Here is a 16,668-nt window from a genome sequence, read left to right as displayed (position 1 = left end):
TCACGACAACAAGTGAATCGAAAAACGAAGCAGGGGAGGTTTGTCCATGTCCATCACGTCCACCGCGATCAAGCAATGGCTGCTATCGAGCACCGTGGCGTTCACCTGTCTCGCCGCACCTGCAGCCGTGGCCGGCCCCATCGACAACTACAGTCCCGTCACGCCCGCACGGCTCGAAAATCCCGAGCCAGGCAACTGGATGCTCTATCGTCGGACCTATGATGGCCAAGGCTATAGTCCGCTCGACCAGATCAACACCACGAACGTCAAGGAGATGGTGCCGGTCTGGACCTTTGCCACCGGCGTCGTCGAAGGGCACGAGGCGCCGCCTCTGGTCAACAACGGCGTCATGTTCATCACGACGCCGAAGGGGCAGGTGATCGCGCTGAATGCCAAGACCGGCGACCAGTACTGGCGCTACAAGCGCGAGCTCCCCGAGGATCTGTTCCAGCTGCATCCGACCAATCGCGGCGTCGGCCTCTGGCAGGACAAGCTCTACCTCGCCACGACGGACGATCATCTGGTCGCGATCGACGCCAAGACCGGCAAGGTGCTTTGGGACAAGAAGGTCCAGGACTACAAGAAGGGACAATATCTCACGCTGATGCCGCTGATCGTCGACGGCAAGGTGATGGTCGGTGGCTCCGGCGGCGAGTTCGGCGTCCGCGGTTATGTTGCCGCTTATGACGCCGAGGACGGCAAGGAGCTCTGGCGCACCTTCACGATTCCGGCCGAAGGCGAGGCCGGGCATGACACCTGGAGCGGCGACGACTGGAAGAACGGCGGCGGGTCCGCCTGGATGACAGGCACCTACGACAAGGACACCCAGACGGTGTATTGGGGCGTCGGCAACGCCGCGCCCTGGCCGGGGGGCTTGCACCCCGGCGACAATCTCTACACCAGCTCGGTGATCGCGCTGGATCCTGCGACCGGAAAGGTCAAGACGCATTTCCAGTATCACCAGAACGACTCGTGGGACTGGGATGAGGTCGACGCACCGATGCTGGTCGACCTGCAGCGCGACGGCCGCAGCTTCAAGAGCCTGATCCATCCCGGACGCGACGCCATCTTCTGGGTGCTCGAGCGCACGCCGGAGCGCATCAACTACGTCAACGGCTGGAACTTCGTCCACACCGATGTCTGGAAGGGGATCGAGCCCGAGACGGGACGGCCGATCGTCGATCCCGCGCACAAGCCGATGCTCGGCAAGCGGGTGGACTTCTGTCCCTCGTTGTGGGGCGGCAAGGACTGGCCGTCCGCGGCCTACAGCCAGAAGACGCGCTTCGTCTACGTGCCGGCGAACGAGAATTTCTGCGGCGGCTTCACCGGGGAAAAGCTGTCGCTCGTTCCCGGCCAGCTCTGGCTCGGCACCAAGGCCGAGGACATCGGGCTCACGGTGCGGCCCGGTGCCGACCATTTCGGGGAGCTGCAGGCCTGGGATCCAGCGACAGGCAAGAAGGTCTGGTCGCACAATTTCCCCAAATCCCAGCTGTTCGGGTCGGTGACCGCGACGGCGGGCGATCTCGTCCTGGTCGGCGGCACCAATGACCGGATGTTCCGGGCTTTCCATGCCAAGACCGGCGAGCTGCTGTGGGAGCAGAAGACGAATTCGGGCATCATGGGCATGCCGGTCGCCTATGAGGTCGATGGTACCCAGTACATCGCCGTGCAGTCCGGCTGGGGCGTCGACGCGCAGCGCATCCAGGATGCGCTCTCGAAAGGCAACATCGGTCTCGAAGACAACGTTCCGCAAGGCGGCGTCGTCTGGGTGTTCGCAGTCAGGAAGTAGCGCCGGTGATCTGAATGGCGGCGGCCTCGGCCGTCGCCATTCCGGGAAACGAAGATCGCAGCAGTGTTCCGGCCAAGACGTGCCGATCGCCTGGCCTGCATGGCGACAGAAGATCGCGCGTCAGCAGGCCGCGAACCAGCCGTCTGGAAACGGGATCAGCGGCCAGGCGCCCTGGTTGTCGTTGGCTGCCGTGGGGAAATGCAGGATCGAAAACAAGCGGGCCATGGAATCGGTCTCGGTCTCGGGCGCAATAGCCGTTCTCACAACGTCCATCAACAACTCGTATTCGGCTTCGCTCATCTTGCCCTCGCGCAAACTGCGAGCCACGATGGCAGAATTCCACTTTGTTCAAATTGAGCGGATCGCTCAAATTCTAACGATCGGGCGCAAAGGACCTAATCGTTACCGGTGCCCGTCGTTCCAAAAGGTACGGCGGTCCGCGCTGTTCCGATGTGAACAGGCTCACACCCCTCGAGACTTCTCGTCTTCCCTTGACCCGTCTCCCTGTGCGGCAGGTGATGCCGTACAGCGACGACGAGCCGGCCTGCAGCCGACCGTGAGCAAGAGATCGACATGGCCGCCGCGAGTCGCAGGCTGCTTCTCCGGCAAAGGTCGAAGAGGCGATCCGCTCCAAACGTTCGGCTCGACGCGTGCGACCGAATCGCTGGCGGTCAGACCGCGACGGCGAGAGGTTCGGTGTCCTGCGCCAGAATGTCACGCATCAGCTGCGACAGGTCTTTCGGCTTGAACGGCTTCGCCAAACGATGAAGGCCGACCACTTTGGCCGAGGGGCCGAGCAAATCAGCCGTCCCACGTCCTGATTCCAGCACCATGCCCGACATCATCACGATGGGCATCGTGGGCCGAGCCGCGCGTGCAGCCCGGATCACGTCGTTGCCGTCCATGTCGGCCAAGTTGAGATCGATCAGAGCCGCGGCGAAGTCACCGCGGGTCACCGCATCCATCGCCAGCCGACCGTCGGTGACGGCAGTGACCGCGTAGCCCTCGCGAACCAGAAGGTGCTGGATGACACAGCAAACGCCGACTTCGTCATCAACGACCAGGATGTTCATCATGAGGCCTTCCTGACAGATGTGAGCGAGGAGCCACGTGCCGCGCCTCGGTCAGAAGTCGTTGACGCACCTCGATCGAACGATCGACCGCTTCGAGCAGATCGCGGATGTCGAACGGCTTCTGCAACGCAGCCGTCGCTCCGAGCTTGATTGCCATACCGAGGAAGTCCGGAGCGCCCTGTTTCTTGTCGGTGAATGCGTAGCCGGAGATCGCGATGAACGGCACCGTAGGATCGATCTTGATGAGCTCACGAATGGTTGCGATCCCATCCATACCCGGCATGAACATGTCGATCACGACGGCATCGAAGGACACGCTGCCGATCAATCGAATGCCGGTCGGACCGTCCGGCGCGAGAAACACGCAGAATCGCTTCTTCTTCAATGATGCTTCCAGCGCAGCGCGCGTAGGATAGTCATCGTCAATAATGAGGACAGTAGGCATGGGCCACCTCAGTATCAGCGGGACTGAAGGACTCTCACGCTACAAGGACAATGGGTTGAAGCTCGAAAATGACAAAGTGGTTAACACTGAATTAGTTGTTACGATTCTGCAACGAGGAGTTTTACGGAACTTCCCGGCCGCGGGCCGGCGCATGTTATGCACTAAGCGACGAAGATGGAACCATGCTTTCCGGACCAATCGCTTCGGCAGTTTGGAGAAGCTCAGCCCGGCTTGAGCAAGGCGATGGCGACCAGCCCGGCTGCGATCAGTGCGGCGCAGCAGAGCCGCCGCGGCGTCGCATGCTCCTTCAAGAACAGCACGCCGATCAGCGTCGCAAACAAGACGCTGCATTCGCGGAAGGCCACCACATTGGCGATCGGATTGCGGCTCAAGGCCCAAAGGAATACCACGAATGACGCCAGCCCCAGGGTTCCTGCGATCAGCACCGGAATCCAGGCGTCGCGGATCTCCCACACCAGCGCAGGCCCTCGCAGCATCATCGCGACGAGGAAGAACGCGACACTGTCGAGCACGATCATCCAGACCGTGAACGAAGCCCAGCCTTCGATCTGCCGGGTGCCTGCCCCATCGACGACCGAATAGCCCGCGACCAGTGCGGCGGCGCAGATCGCAGCCCAGAACGCACGGCGATCGACGGGACCGTGGATGCGGTCGCGCGCCAGGCCGGTGATGCCGAGGACGATGACGGCAATCCCGATCAACTGCCCGCTCCGTGGCGGTTGCTGTAGACCCAGCGAGGCAAACAGCGTTGCGAACAGCGGAACGGCGCCGCGCGCGATCGGGTAGGAGCGTCCAAGCTCGGCCGAGCGGTAGGCCGTTGCGAGGCTCGCCTTGTAGCCTGCGTGCAAGACGAGCGAAGCGACGATGAGCGGCCAGGTCGAGGGGGCCGGAACGGGAACGAGAAACATGAAGGGCAGGATCAGGACGCTGCTCACCAGCCCCATGCCAGCCAGGAGAGAGAGGCTGCTGCCGGTCTTGACGATGGCATGCCAAGTCGCGTGAAGCAGACCGGCCATCAGCATGAGACTTGCGGCGACAGGATCCAACGTCTTGGGTCCGGATCAGCTCTCGGGCCGCCAGCTCGCGGCAGCGAAGTAGGGGACGGGGTCGTGCTGGAGCGCCTGCCGCGAGATGATTCGGCTCGATGGCGACACCGCAAGCTGTTCCCATTCCGCGCGATCGACAAATCGCAGGCTCGCCATCTCCTCGCCGTCGGGCGCAAGCGCGCCGCCTTCGATGACGGCCTCGAACGCGATGACCGTATAGTAGGTCAGATCACCGTTGGGATAGCGGATGAGGAACTCCGGGCCGCCGAACACCCCGAGCAGACGTTTTGGCCGGACCACCAGTCCGGTCTCCTCGAAGCATTCGCGGGTGGCCGCGTCGGCTGGGTGCTCATTCGGATCGATGGCGCCGCCAGGCAACGTCCAGAGGCCCGTCTCCGCGTCGCGTCCGAGTAGAATGCGTCCTTGGTCGTCGAACACGGAGATGGAAACTGCCGTGGTCGCCAACAGATCATGGCCGATCTTGCTGCGGACGGCTCTCAGATGATCGGAAATCGGCATCGCTGGTCGCCACTTGCAAGAGATCCGTCCCGCTTGCCCGACGCCCCATGCGCCGTCAAGGCGGACAGCCACGCCGCCCAGCCAGATGACGGTCAGGAGGCGCGCGTTCGCCGCGAATCGGCGGGTGCCCAGCGTCACAAGAAAGAGGGAATGTGAGGATAAAGAACCATTCGGCTTGGCCAGAATGGCTCCCCGGGCTGGATTCGAACCAGCGACCATTCGATTAACAGTCGAATGCTCTACCGCTGAGCTACCGAGGAACAGGCGAAGCAATGTTCGCGAATGCGGCTGCGTATAACAAAGCCGTTTCGCCTTGCATAGAACGAAATCGCATCTTTGCGACGATTGCGGGTTCAGGAATAAAATACCGAAGTTTCAGATGGTTAGATTCATTTTGAACGCTTGCTGGGCAGCGGTCGCCCACAGTTCGATGACAGGAAATTCACTTGGAGGGGAGCAAACCGGCCCCGATAGTTTGCTGGAACCGGCCAGTGCCCGCGGTCATGGAGTGTCGTAGATGCCAAACACCGTCATCCCATTCGCTGAAGCAGTCTCCGCGCCCTCGTTGATTCCAGACCAGGTCGAGCGTCTCAGCGACGACGAATGCCTCACGCGGCTGGCCGACATGGTGACGCGCGGTGATTCCGAACATATTGACGAGATCGTGCAGTTGCTCGGACGACTCGCCGTGGTGATCGAGTAGCCGGCGACCGCCCTCGCAGACGCGGCTTCCCAGCGGATCCGTTCAAACCCGCATGTTGCCTTTTCGGGGACCTTGTACCAAAAGATTGCGCAGATCGTCTGCGGTCCATCCACTTTGCTTGCAGGTCTGCTCATGTCTTCATTCGCGACGGCGCGCCAGAAAATGGTCGATGGTCAGGTTCGGACCAGCGACGTCACCGATCACCGCGTGCTGGATGCGTTGTTGACCGTGCCGCGGGAAGCCTACGTTCCCGCAGATCGGCAGGCGCTGGCCTATCTCGACTTGGATCTCGACGTCTCCGAATCCGCTTCCGCCAAGCGGTATCTGATCAAGCCGATGCTGACCGGAAAACTGCTGCAGGCTGCCGAGATCAAGCCGACCGACAACGTGCTGGTGGTTGGATGTGCGACGGGCTATCTCGCCGCGCTGACCGCCCGACTCGCGGGCAGCGTGACGGCGACCGAGGTCGATTCTGCGGTCGAAGGGCGCGCCAAGCAGCTGCTTGCCGCCGTCGATGGCTGCCCGGTCACGATTCGGGTCGCGCCGGCCGCGCAGGGTGATCCGGCGGACGGCCGCTTCGACGTGATTCTCCTCAATGGGGCCACCGAGGTCCCTGTCGACGGTCTTTGCCGTCAATTGAAGGAGGGCGGCCGCCTGGTCGGTGTCTTCGCCACCGTACGTCCCGCCCGCGCCATGATCTTTACGCGATCGCATGGTGATATCGGCAGCAGGGTCCTGTTCGATGCCGCGGCACCGGTCATTCCCGGTCTCGAACAGCTCCCGGAATTCGTGTTTTAAATCGCCCAACGAAGTTCTTCGCGGCTTCTCTGAACTGGCGGGCCATCCCGTGGCGAGCAGGGTTTGCTGCGTCGTTTTCGCGCCCTCTGGCGGGCGAAATTCTGTTTTAAATCAGAAGTGTGGCCCGGATGCTGCACGTTGACAGTTTTCGGCACAGGTTCCAGGCTTGGGTAGTTCCGTTGCGCATGCATGGGGAATAAGGTGCGAGGTGCGCGGGAGTCTCTTCAACAGGTTACGGCCCGGCTCTGGCGTTCGAGCCGGTAACAAATGAATGGAACAGGGATGTTTGGGGTGAAGCTCGTCACTGCAGCGGCGGCTGCGGTCCTCGTGATGGCTTGTGCGGGCCCGGCGCCAGCGCTGGCCGACACGATCGAGGCTGCGCTGGTGCGCGCCTATCAGAACAATCCTCAGCTCAATGCCCAGCGCGCCTTTGTTCGCGCGACCGACGAAGGTGTCCCCCAGGCGCTCTCGGGGTATCGGCCGAAAGTAAATCTGTCGGCGACGGGCGGGGTGTCGTACACGGATCTGCAGGCTGCTCCCGGTGCCCCCGCTGCCAACGGCCTGCAGCGGCCGCGCAGTGTCGGTTTGACGGTGAACCAGACTCTCTACAACGGTCAGCAGACGGCCAATGGTGTCCGGAAGGCTGAAGCAAGTGTCTCTGGTGAGCGGGAAGGTCTGCGCGTTCTGGAGCAGAACGTGCTGTTGTCGGCGGCCACCATCTACATGGACTACCTGCGCGATGCGGCGATCGTCGAGGTTCAGCGCAGCAATACACGGGTGCTGGAGCAGACGCTCAAACAGACGCGCGACCGCTTCAATGTCGGCGAAGTCACACGCACGGACGTGGCGCAGTCCGAGGCGCAGCTCGCGGCAGGCCGTACGCAGCAGCTCACGGCCGAATCGAATCTGACTGCGACGCGGTCGAATTTCCGACGCATCATCGGCAGCGAGCCGGTGAATCTCATGCCGGGCTCGCCTGTTGATCGGTACTTGCCGCCTACGCTTCAGCAAGCGATCGAGACGGCCCTGACCCAAAGCCCGAGCGTGACGTCCGCGATGTACGGCATCGACGTTCAGTTCCTGCAGCTGAAAATCAACGAAGGTGCTTTGCTGCCGACCGTCACGCTCCAGGCCTCGGCGACCGAATCGTACGAAACGTCGGTTCAATCCTACAAGGCGTTCAATGCCGGTGCGACGGCAACACTCAACGTGCCGATCTTTCAGGGTGGCGGCGAATATGCCTTGATCCGGCAGTCGAAGGAGACGCTGGCTCAACGGCGTCTTACCCTTGAGCAGACGCGCGATCAGGCTCGCTCCGACGTGGTATCTGCCTGGGGCAAGCTGCTTGCGGGCAAGGCACAGGTGCAGTCGGCACAGGCCCAGGTCTCGGCCTCCGAGATCGCCCTCAATGGTGTCCGCGAAGAGGCCAAGGCCGGGCAGCGCACCACCCTCGACGTGCTCAACGCTCAGCAGGCGCTGGTCAACGCGCGGAATTCGCTGGTGAACGCCCAGCATGACCGCGTGGTGGCATCCTATACGGTGCTTCAGACCGTGGGGCGGCTGTCACCGCAGGTGCTGAACCTGCCGACCACCACCTACGATCCTAGCGTGCACTACCAGCAGGTCCGGGATAACTGGGCAGGTGTACGGACGCCGGATGGTCGTTAGTACATTCTTAATATCGCCCCTGATCCCTCGGTCCTTGGCCGGGGGATTTTTTTGTGGCACATGCTGTGGTTGTGACGAATGGGCGACGCTTGACGGGCGACCTCCGTGCTCCACCGGGTTCGCGGCCAGCGTTGCTTGCATTCATTTGTTGCCATGACATAGCCTCAAAATGGCCGCCGAACGATTCGGACTGCGTCGGAAGTTCTTCCAAGAATAGACTCCGACATGGGCAGTATCGTTCTGTTGTTTTGCATCGATCAGGCCTTGTCCGGAGACAAGTTGGCATGTCCGTTGAGAAGTCCAAGCCACTTGGGGCCGGCGCCCGGGACTTTTGCGCTGAGCCGGTTCGTACGGCAGCGTTGCTGATTTGGAGTCGGAAATGACGCAGCCTGCGAAGGTCCAAGAACCCTCCATGGAGGAGATTCTGGCGTCGATCCGGCGTATCATTGCCGACGACGAGGGTAAGCCGCCGGCGGCAGACAAGGCCGCAGCGCCGGAGCCGGTCAAGGCCGAGAAGCCGGCGGCCCCGGCAGCGAAGTCGGCGATGAACGACATCCCACCTTCGAAGATCGCCGCTGCGGCTCCCGCCAAGCCCGCACCTCCACCTCCCGCACCGCCGCCAGCGCCTGCGGCCGCCGCGAGCAACAACCAGGACGACATTGACGCATTGCTGGCGGGTTTGGATGAAACGACTCCAGTCGCAGAGGTTCGGCCGGTAGCACCCGAGCCCGATCCCGAACCTGAAGTACTCGAGTTGACGGACGACATGGCAGTGGCCCCACCGACTCCCGCTCCAGCGCCAGCCCCCGCCGCGGCATCCTTCCGAAAGGTGGATCCGCGGGACGATATCGAGTTCATCGAGGCCGGGCGGCTCAATCAGAAGGCTGCCAGCTTCGAGTCCGCGTTCGAGCAAGTCACGCCGAAGCAGCCGATCCTGGCCCCATCGACGGTGAACGCCGTCGAATCGGCGTTCAACGCGCTGGCCAATACAGTGCTGAGCAACAACGCCCGGACGCTCGAGGACCTCGTCAAGGAGATGCTGCGTCCGATGCTGAAATCGTGGCTGGATGACAATCTTCCGGCCCTGGTGGAGCGCATCGTCAAGGCGGAGATCGAGCGCGTCTCGCGCGGCCGCTGACGCCAAGACGGCACGATCTCCCGTTCCGTTCTGGAGTGAGCCGCGACGGGCGGTAGACGCTATCCGTCAATGTTCGCCGCTGCTGTTGACTTGGCGCGCCGCGGCGGCTTTCTAGCCCTGTCAAGCTGATCCCTGCCGGACGGATCGAGAGGGCTCTTCCGGGAGCGCGGTCCGCGGTCGGACATCAGTCCGAAAACAGCCCAAGCACCAACAGCTTGCGCGAGCTTTTTCAGGTCGTGTCACAAAAGGCCCGGACGAGTTCCGCGACATCCCGAATTGGACAGCCGGCCCCGCGCCGCTGGAAATGCCATGATCGATAAGAATTATCAGCCCACCGATCTCGAAGGTCGCATGTCCCTGGTCTGGGAGGATGCCCGCGCGTTCTCCGCCGGTCGCCCCGATCGGCGCAATGCGGATCCCTTCACCATCGTGATCCCGCCGCCGAACGTGACCGGCTCGCTGCACATGGGGCACGCGCTCAACAACACGCTGCAGGACATCCTGTGCCGTTTCGAGCGCATGCGCGGCCGCGACGTGCTGTGGCAGCCGGGCACCGACCATGCGGGCATCGCGACCCAGATGGTGGTCGAGCGTCAGCTGATGGAGCGCCAGCAGCCCGGCCGCCGCGAGATGGGCCGCGAAAAGTTTCTCGCGCGCGTCTGGCAGTGGAAGGACGAGAGCGGCGGCACCATCATCAACCAGCTCAAGCGCCTCGGCGCCTCCTGCGACTGGGGCCGCGAGCGCTTCACCATGGACGAGGGCCTGTCCAAGGCCGTCGTGAAGGTGTTCGTCGAGCTGCACCGCGCCGGCCTGATCTACAAGGACAAACGGCTGGTCAACTGGGACCCGAAGCTCCTGACCGCGATCTCCGACCTCGAGGTGCAGCAGATCGAGGTCAAGGGCAATCTCTGGTACCTGCGCTATCCGATCGAGGGCACGACGTTCAGCCCCGAGGATCCCACGAGCTTCATCGTGGTCGCCACCACGCGTCCCGAGACCATGCTCGGCGACAGCGCGGTCGCGGTGCATCCGGACGACGAACGCTATCAGCATCTCGTCGGCAAGCGCGTGATCCTGCCGCTGGTCGGCCGTGAGATCCCGATCGTCGCCGATACCTATTCCGATCCTGAGAAGGGCACCGGCGCAGTCAAGATCACGCCGGCGCACGACTTCAACGATTTCGAGGTCGGCCGCCGCCACGGCCTGCCGCAGATCAGCATTCTCGATCGCGAAGGCTGCATCGCCCTGGTCGACAACGAGGACTATCTGCGCGGCTTGCCTGAGGGCTCCGAGGAGTTTGCCAGGGAGTTCCACGGCATCGAGCGTTTTGCTGCGCGCAAGAAGATCCTGGAGCGGCTGGAATCCTTCGGCTTCCTCGAGCGCGTCGAGCCGAACACGCACATGGTGCCGCATGGCGACCGCTCCGGTGTCGTCATCGAGCCGTACCTCACGGACCAGTGGTACGTCGACGCAAAGACCCTGGCGCAGCCGGCGATCGCAGCCGTCAGGTCGGGCGCGACGACGTTCGTGCCGCGCAACTGGGAGAAGACCTATTTCGACTGGATGGAGAACATCCAGCCGTGGTGCATCTCGCGCCAGCTGTGGTGGGGCCACCAGATCCCGGCCTGGTACGGGCCCGACGGCAAGGTGTTCGTCGCCGAGACCGAGGAAGAGGCGGTGTCCAACGCACTCGGCTACTACGTCGAGCAGGAGGTCATCACGGCGGAGCAGGGCCGCGAGATGGCGCTCGACCGCAACAAGCGCGACGGCTTCATCACACGTGACGAGGACGTGCTCGACACCTGGTTCTCCTCGGCGCTGTGGCCGTTCTCGACGCTCGGCTGGCCCGACGCCACGCCGGAGGTGAAGCGCTACTACCCGACCAACGTGCTGGTCACCGGCTTCGACATCATCTTCTTCTGGGTCGCCCGCATGATGATGATGGGCATCCACTTCATGAAGGAGGTGCCGTTCTCGACCGTCTACATCCATGCGCTCGTCCGCGACGAGAAGGGCGCCAAGATGTCGAAGTCGAAAGGCAACGTCATCGATCCGCTCGCGCTGATCGACGAGCACGGCGCCGACGCGCTGCGCTTCACGCTGGCCGCGATGGCGGCGCAGGGCCGCGACATCAAGCTGTCGACCCAGCGCGTCGACGGCTACCGCAAGTTCGCCAACAAGCTCTGGAACGCCAGCCGCTTCGCCGAGATGAACGGCTGCACCGTGCCGGACGGCTTCGATCCGGCCGCTGCGAAGGAGACGCTGAACCGCTGGATCGCCCACGAGGCCGCCGCCGCGACGCGCGAGGTCACCGAGGCGCTGGAGGCGTATCGCTTCAACGACGCGGCCAATGCGATCTACCGCTTCGTCTGGGATGTCTATTGCGACTGGTATGTCGAGCTCTCCAAGCCGACGTTGCTCGGCGAGGACGGCCCGGCCAAAGCCGAGACCCGTGCCATGGTCGCCTGGGCGCGCGACGAGATCCTCAAGCTCCTGCATCCCTTCATGCCCTTCATCACCGAGGCGCTGTGGGAGTCGACCGCCAAGCGCGACAGTCTGCTGACCCTGTCGCCCTGGCCACACCGCACCGACAGGCCGACGGTCGCCGAGATCGCCGCGCTGTCGGCCGCCAGCTTCGGCGATCCCCTGGTGCCGCCGCTGCTGGTCTCGTTCGACGCCGCCAGCTTCAAGGACGAGGCGGCCGAGGCCGAGATCGGCTGGGTGGTCGATCTCGTCACGTCCATCCGCTCGGTCCGCGCCGAGATGAACATCCCGCCGGCGACTCTGATGACGCTCGCGCTCGTCGGTGCCTCCGCCGAGACGAGGGAGCGCGCGCCGCGCTGGAGCGAGGTGATCAAGCGCCTTGCGCGTCTCTCCGACATCTCCTTCGCCGATACGGCGCCCGAAGGCTCCGCCCAGCTCGTCGTGCGCGGCGAGGTCGCGGCGCTGCCGCTCAAGGGCGTGGTCGATCTCGCCGCCGAGCGCACCCGCCTGGGCAAGGAGATCGCCAAGGCCGAGGCCGACATCGAGCGCGTCGACAAGAAGCTCGGCAACGAGAAGTTCGTCGCCAATGCGCCCGAGGAACTCGTCGAGGAGGAGAAGGAGAAGCGCGAGGCGGCACTGGCCCGCAAGGCCAAGCTCCAAGACGCGTTGTCGCGGCTTCAGGGCGCGTGACGTAGTCCTCTCTCCTTCGTCATTCCGGGGCGATGCGAAGCATCGAACCCGGAATCTCGAGATTCCGGGTCTGGTCCCTTGGGCCATCCCGGAATGACTGCCATGGGCTTAGCGCGCGAACGGCTTGCTCAAAAACCGCGAGCCCTTCAGTCCGAACCGCCAGGGCAGCTCGACGGCCTTGGTGATGCCGATGCGGACGCCGGTGACGACCTCTACATCCTCAGGCCGGGCGAACAGCTCGATCGGTAGAGCATCCAGCGCCAGGCCATTATGCGCGATCGTGATCCCCATCGCCTCGGTCAGCTTGCCCGGCCCCGAGCACAGTGTCCTGACATCCTCCAGCCCGCGCCGCTGCCGCATCTCGTCGATCCCGAACGTCGGCTCGATCGCCCGGATCAGGACCGCGCTCGCCGAGCCCTCCACCTCGCAGACGAAGTTCACGCACCAGTGAATGCCGTAGGAGCGGTAGACATAGGCGAAGCCGGGCGGACCAAACATCACCTGGTTGCGCGGCGTCGGGCCGCGGAACGAATGCGCCGCCGGGTCGGTGTGATGATAGGCCTCGACCTCGACGATGGTTCCGCCGACGCCGTCGACCAGAAAGGTCGCCCCGATCAGCTCCGGCGCCACCGCGAGCACCTCGCGGGCGAAGAACGCCCGCGTCAGCCGTTTGGCCGCGCCATGCCGCCGGGGCCGTGAAACCCCGGGGGCTTTTGCCGGTTTTTGCGCCATTCTTGAGGAAATCCGCCGTGATGAGCGCTGTTCCGCGCTGCCCATATCTGCCATGCCCTGGTATCGTCGGCCAGCCGGTTGCGGCGCGCCGCGGCACGGAATAGCTAGGGCGCAACAGAGGTTTGTGCGAATCCCATGGTCACCATCGTCGACACGCTCTCGAACACGCCGCTGCGCCCGCGCCACCCCGAAAAAGCGAACCGGCCGGACTCGATCTCGCCGGCCAAGCCTGCCTGGATCCGCGTTAAGGCGCCGACCACCCGCGGCTATGCCGACACCCGCAACATCGTGCGCGAGAACGGCCTCGTCACCGTCTGCGAGGAGGCGGGCTGCCCGAACATCGGCGAGTGCTGGGACAAGAAGCACGCCACCTTCATGATCATGGGCGACACCTGCACGCGGGCCTGCGCCTTCTGCAACGTCAAGACCGGTCTGCCTCAGGCGCTCGACGCCGGCGAGCCCGAGCATGTGGCGGAGGCGACCTTCAAGCTCGGCCTGGCCCACGTCGTCGTCACCTCGGTCGACCGCGACGATCTCGCCGACGGCGGAGCCGGCCATATCGCCGCGACCATCCGTGCCATCCGCGCGAAATGTCCGACCACCACGATCGAGGTGCTGACGCCCGACTTCCTGCGCAAGGACGGCGCGCTTGAGCAGGTCGTCGCCGCCAAGCCCGACGTCTTCAACCACAATCTCGAGACCGTGCCGTCGCGCTACCTCTCGGTCCGTCCCGGCGCGCGCTACTTTCACTCGATCCGGCTGCTGCAGCGGGTCAAGGAGATCGATCCGACCATCTTCACCAAGTCCGGCATCATGGTCGGCCTGGGCGAGGAGCGCCACGAGGTGCTGCAGGTGATGGACGACCTGCGCTCGGCGGAGGTCGATTTCCTCACCATCGGCCAGTATCTGCAGCCGACCAGGAAGCACCACGCCGTGATGCGCTTCGTCACGCCGGAGGAATTCTCCGGCTACGAGACCGTCGCCTATACCAAGGGCTTCCTGATGGTGTCGGCGAGCCCGCTCACGCGCTCCTCGCACCATGCCGGCGAGGACTTCGCCAAGCTGAAGGCCGCGCGCGCCGCCATCGCGCGCTGATCGAGACCAGATGCCGAGATTTTCCAACAAGCGCCGCGTCGCGCATACGGCCGAGCAGATGTTCGACCTCGTCGCCGATGTCGAGCGCTATCCCGAATTCGTGCCGCTGTGCGAGAAGCTGGTGGTGCGCCAGCGTAGCCAGAAGCCCGATGGCACCGAGGTCGTCGTCGCCGACATGACGGTGTCGTTCAAGCTCGTGAAGGAGACCTTCACCAGCCGGGTTACGCTGGATCGGGCCAAGCGCAACATCCTGGTCGAATATGTCAGCGGGCCTTTCTCCAGCCTGGAGAACCGCTGGAGCTTTGAGCCGCGCGAGCAGGGCGCCTGCGAGGTGACGTTCTTCATCGCCTACGAGTTCAAGAGCCGCATGCTGGCGATGCTGATGGGCTCGATGTTCGACACGATCTTCGCGCGCATGTCGGCGGCGTTCGAAAAGCGCGCCGATGCGATCTACGGCCGCAAGCCGGCGGTGTCGTCGACGTAAGTCCTTGCCAATCCCTGCCGATGGTAGACCACGGCCGGCGCCCCAACCTCAGCGGTCATCCCCGCGAACGCGGGGATCCATAGCCACAGGATGCGGTGTGGCGGCACCCGCGTAGTTCCGATCTCGTCTCACCATGCCGCCGCGGAGTATGGGTCCCGGGTCGGCGCCTCCGCGACGCTGCGCGCCGCTCTGGCTTGCCCGGGACGACAGCGAAGGGTGAGGACGCTCCTCGTCATCTCACCCCGCGCGTTCCGAGTGCGAAGCCCGAGCGCTTTCCTTCCTATCCACGTCTTCAAACAGCTGCTCCGCGACATCGTCGCGGAGTCGTTCTGATCGCGGACACGTCGCGCCGGCGATCGAAACTACGCCGCCTGCACGGCGCTCAAAAAGTCCTTCACCTTGCCGCGCAGCTCGTCCGCGTGCTTGGCGAGCTGGCCGGCCGCGCCCAGCATCTGCCGCGCGGCGCCGCCGGCTGATTCCACCGTCTGGCTGACCGAGCCGATGTTGGTGGCGACCTCGCGGGTGCCGCTGGCGGCCTGGCTGACCGAGCGGGCGATCTCCTGCGTCGCGTGGCCCTGCTGGTCGACCGCGGTCGCAATGGTCTTGGCGATCTCGCTGATCTGGCCGATGGTGCCGCCGATGCCCTGGATTGCGGCGACGGTATCGCTGGTGGCGCGCTGCATCGCGCTGATGTGCGCGCTGATCTCGTCGGTCGCCTTGGCGGTCTGGCTCGACAGGCTCTTCACCTCCGAGGCGACCACGGCGAAGCCGCGGCCGGCATCGCCGGCGCGCGCCGCCTCGATGGTCGCGTTCAGCGCCAGCAGGTTGGTCTGGCTCGCGATCGCATTGATCATGTCGGTGACCGCGCCGATCTTGGCTGCGGCGTCCGCGAGGCTGTTGACGAGATCGTTGGTGCGCGAGGACGCCTCGACCGCTTCGGCTGCGATGGTTGAGGAGGTCGCGACCTGGCGGTTGATCTCGCTGACCGAGGTCGAGAGCTCCTCGGTGGCGCCGGCCACCGACTGCACGTTGGACGATGCGGAGTTCGAGGCGGAGGCGACCAGCGCCACGCGCTGCGCGGCCTGGTCCGCCGTGGTCGTCAGCGACGCGGCCGTCGTCTCGACTTCGCGCGAGGCGCCAGAGATCGCATTGGCGATGGCGCCGACGCTGGTCTCGAAATCCTTGGCGATCTGGTCCAGCGCGCGCTTCTTCTCCTCGCGTGCGGCGACGAGGTCGGAAAGATCGCGGCGGAAGCTCATGACGTAGGTCTGGCCCTCGACCTGGGTCGGCACCAGCGTGATCTGCACCAGGGCCGGGCTGCCGTCGGCGCGCTTGGTGGTCCACTCGAACGTCGCGTGGCCCTCGCGCCTGGCCTTGGCATCCATCTCCTTCACCACGTCGGCGGAGCGCTTGCCACTGGGCTGAAACTCCGGCGCCATGGTCGCCGGCGAACGCGACAGCAAGTCCTGCTTGCTGCGGAAGCCGCCGAAGCGAACCGCGGTCTCGTTGCAGGCGATGATCTTGCCGTCGGACATCACCAGGATGGCGTCGCGATGGCGTTCGAACAGCTCCGTCATCAGGAGGTTATGCGTGCGATCAGCCGACTTGCCGGAGAAGAAAGCCATGGGGTCCCGAATCCACTGTCAGAGAAGAATGCGCGAGACGTAGCAGGACAAAATTAACCAAAACCTTTAGGCCGTGGAGGGGCGAGCGATAATGGTCGGCGATCGCGGTCCGGACGGTGAGGGACGGCATCCAGCGGGCACGCAGCCGCATCCTCCGCGGCGCAATCACGCCCGGGCTGTGCATCTCGATCGACCCTCTGAAATCACGAGGGCGCAGGGAATGCCGGGTGCTGGCCGCAACCCATGGCCCGCCTGCAACAAAAAGCAGGCGGCAGTCACCACAGGTCCAGCCGACATCCGGCATTCCCTGCGCGATGGTCTTCACGTTTATACGCAGTCTCCCCGGGGACCGGGCTGT

The 16,668-nt window shown here is 64.3% G+C and carries 16 protein-coding genes and 1 tRNA gene; 8 read left to right on the top strand and 9 right to left on the bottom strand.

From position 1 onward, the window contains the following. Positions 1–46 precede the first annotated feature (46 nt). On the top strand, positions 47–1,789 hold the full coding sequence (locus tag QX126_RS06390; RefSeq protein ID WP_315779997.1) for a methanol/ethanol family PQQ-dependent dehydrogenase: 1,743 nt from the start codon (positions 47–49) through the stop codon (positions 1,787–1,789). A 120-nt stretch (positions 1,790–1,909) separates the two neighbouring features. Here the strand turns inward: QX126_RS06390 and QX126_RS06385 are convergent, their stop codons facing one another. From QX126_RS06385 to QX126_RS06360, 6 genes are all read right to left on the bottom strand, one after another. Beyond that, positions 1,910–2,089, bottom strand: a complete 180-nt coding sequence (locus QX126_RS06385) for a hypothetical protein (RefSeq protein ID WP_315711867.1) — start codon at positions 2,087–2,089, stop codon at positions 1,910–1,912. 371 nt (positions 2,090–2,460) lie between these two features. Further along, positions 2,461–2,865 carry a response regulator gene (locus QX126_RS06380; RefSeq protein ID WP_315738035.1) on the bottom strand — a complete coding sequence of 135 codons (405 nt, stop codon included), beginning with the start codon at positions 2,863–2,865 and terminating at the stop codon, positions 2,461–2,463. Then, positions 2,843–3,307: a response regulator gene (locus tag QX126_RS06375; protein ID WP_315779995.1), complete on the bottom strand. Its 465-nt coding sequence runs from the start codon at positions 3,305–3,307 to the stop codon at positions 2,843–2,845. Before QX126_RS06375 ends, QX126_RS06380 begins: the two co-directional genes overlap by 23 nt. Positions 3,308–3,528: 221 nt before the next feature. Beyond that, positions 3,529–4,374: an EamA family transporter gene (locus QX126_RS06370; RefSeq protein ID WP_315779993.1), complete on the bottom strand. Its 846-nt coding sequence runs from the start codon at positions 4,372–4,374 to the stop codon at positions 3,529–3,531. A gap of 15 nt (positions 4,375–4,389) precedes the next feature. Next, entirely contained in the window at positions 4,390–5,112 is a 723-nt protein-coding gene (locus QX126_RS06365) for an NUDIX domain-containing protein (protein WP_315738032.1), read from the bottom strand. After that, a tRNA-Asn gene (locus tag QX126_RS06360) sits at positions 5,079–5,153 on the bottom strand. The genes QX126_RS06365 and QX126_RS06360 overlap by 34 nt, the downstream gene beginning before the upstream one ends. A gap of 257 nt (positions 5,154–5,410) precedes the next feature. On the opposite strand from QX126_RS06360, the gene QX126_RS06355 reads away from it, so the two are divergent. The 5 genes from QX126_RS06355 to QX126_RS06335 all read left to right on the top strand — a co-directional run bounded on the left by QX126_RS06355 (position 5,411) and on the right by QX126_RS06335 (position 12,374). After that, positions 5,411–5,596, top strand: coding sequence for a hypothetical protein (locus QX126_RS06355; RefSeq protein WP_315774806.1), 186 nt, complete (start codon positions 5,411–5,413; stop codon positions 5,594–5,596). Between the two features lie 132 nt (positions 5,597–5,728). Continuing rightward, positions 5,729–6,394: a protein-L-isoaspartate O-methyltransferase gene (locus tag QX126_RS06350; RefSeq protein WP_315738030.1), complete on the top strand. Its 666-nt coding sequence runs from the start codon at positions 5,729–5,731 to the stop codon at positions 6,392–6,394. A 282-nt stretch (positions 6,395–6,676) separates the two neighbouring features. Further along, positions 6,677–8,062: a TolC family outer membrane protein gene (locus QX126_RS06345; protein WP_315779991.1), complete on the top strand. Its 1,386-nt coding sequence runs from the start codon at positions 6,677–6,679 to the stop codon at positions 8,060–8,062. Positions 8,063–8,441: 379 nt separating this feature from the next. After that, positions 8,442–9,200: a DUF2497 domain-containing protein gene (locus QX126_RS06340; RefSeq protein ID WP_315757518.1), complete on the top strand. Its 759-nt coding sequence runs from the start codon at positions 8,442–8,444 to the stop codon at positions 9,198–9,200. Positions 9,201–9,509: 309 nt separating this feature from the next. Beyond that, positions 9,510–12,374 carry a valine--tRNA ligase gene (locus tag QX126_RS06335; RefSeq protein ID WP_315779989.1) on the top strand — a complete coding sequence of 955 codons (2,865 nt, stop codon included), beginning with the start codon at positions 9,510–9,512 and terminating at the stop codon, positions 12,372–12,374. Positions 12,375–12,482: 108 nt separating this feature from the next. Here QX126_RS06335 and QX126_RS06330 read toward each other — a convergent pair whose 3' ends face one another. Continuing rightward, entirely contained in the window at positions 12,483–13,106 is a 624-nt protein-coding gene (locus tag QX126_RS06330; protein WP_315779987.1) for a DNA-3-methyladenine glycosylase, read from the bottom strand. Between the two features lie 135 nt (positions 13,107–13,241). Between QX126_RS06330 and lipA the strand changes: the two genes are divergently transcribed. Then, the gene (lipA, locus tag QX126_RS06325) at positions 13,242–14,201 is read left to right on the top strand and encodes a lipoyl synthase (RefSeq protein WP_315770755.1); all 960 of its coding nucleotides are present in this window, start codon (positions 13,242–13,244) and stop codon (positions 14,199–14,201) included. Between the two features lie 10 nt (positions 14,202–14,211). Further along, on the top strand, positions 14,212–14,685 hold the full coding sequence (locus tag QX126_RS06320) for a type II toxin-antitoxin system RatA family toxin (RefSeq protein ID WP_315738024.1): 474 nt from the start codon (positions 14,212–14,214) through the stop codon (positions 14,683–14,685). Between the two features lie 362 nt (positions 14,686–15,047). Here QX126_RS06320 and QX126_RS06315 read toward each other — a convergent pair whose 3' ends face one another. Further along, positions 15,048–16,310, bottom strand: coding sequence for a methyl-accepting chemotaxis protein (locus QX126_RS06315; protein WP_315738023.1), 1,263 nt, complete (start codon positions 16,308–16,310; stop codon positions 15,048–15,050). After that, a complete protein-coding gene (locus QX126_RS06310; protein ID WP_315738022.1) occupies positions 16,282–16,635 on the bottom strand; it encodes a hypothetical protein in 354 nt (117 codons plus the stop codon). The genes QX126_RS06315 and QX126_RS06310 overlap by 29 nt, the downstream gene beginning before the upstream one ends. Positions 16,636–16,668 lie beyond the last annotated feature (33 nt).

The organism is Bradyrhizobium sp. SZCCHNPS1003, from assembly GCF_032381555.1.
Classification (GTDB): Bacteria; Pseudomonadota; Alphaproteobacteria; order Rhizobiales; family Xanthobacteraceae; genus Bradyrhizobium.
The sequence above is the reverse complement of the archived record's forward strand: the minus strand, read 5'-3'. Positions and strand labels throughout refer to the sequence as shown.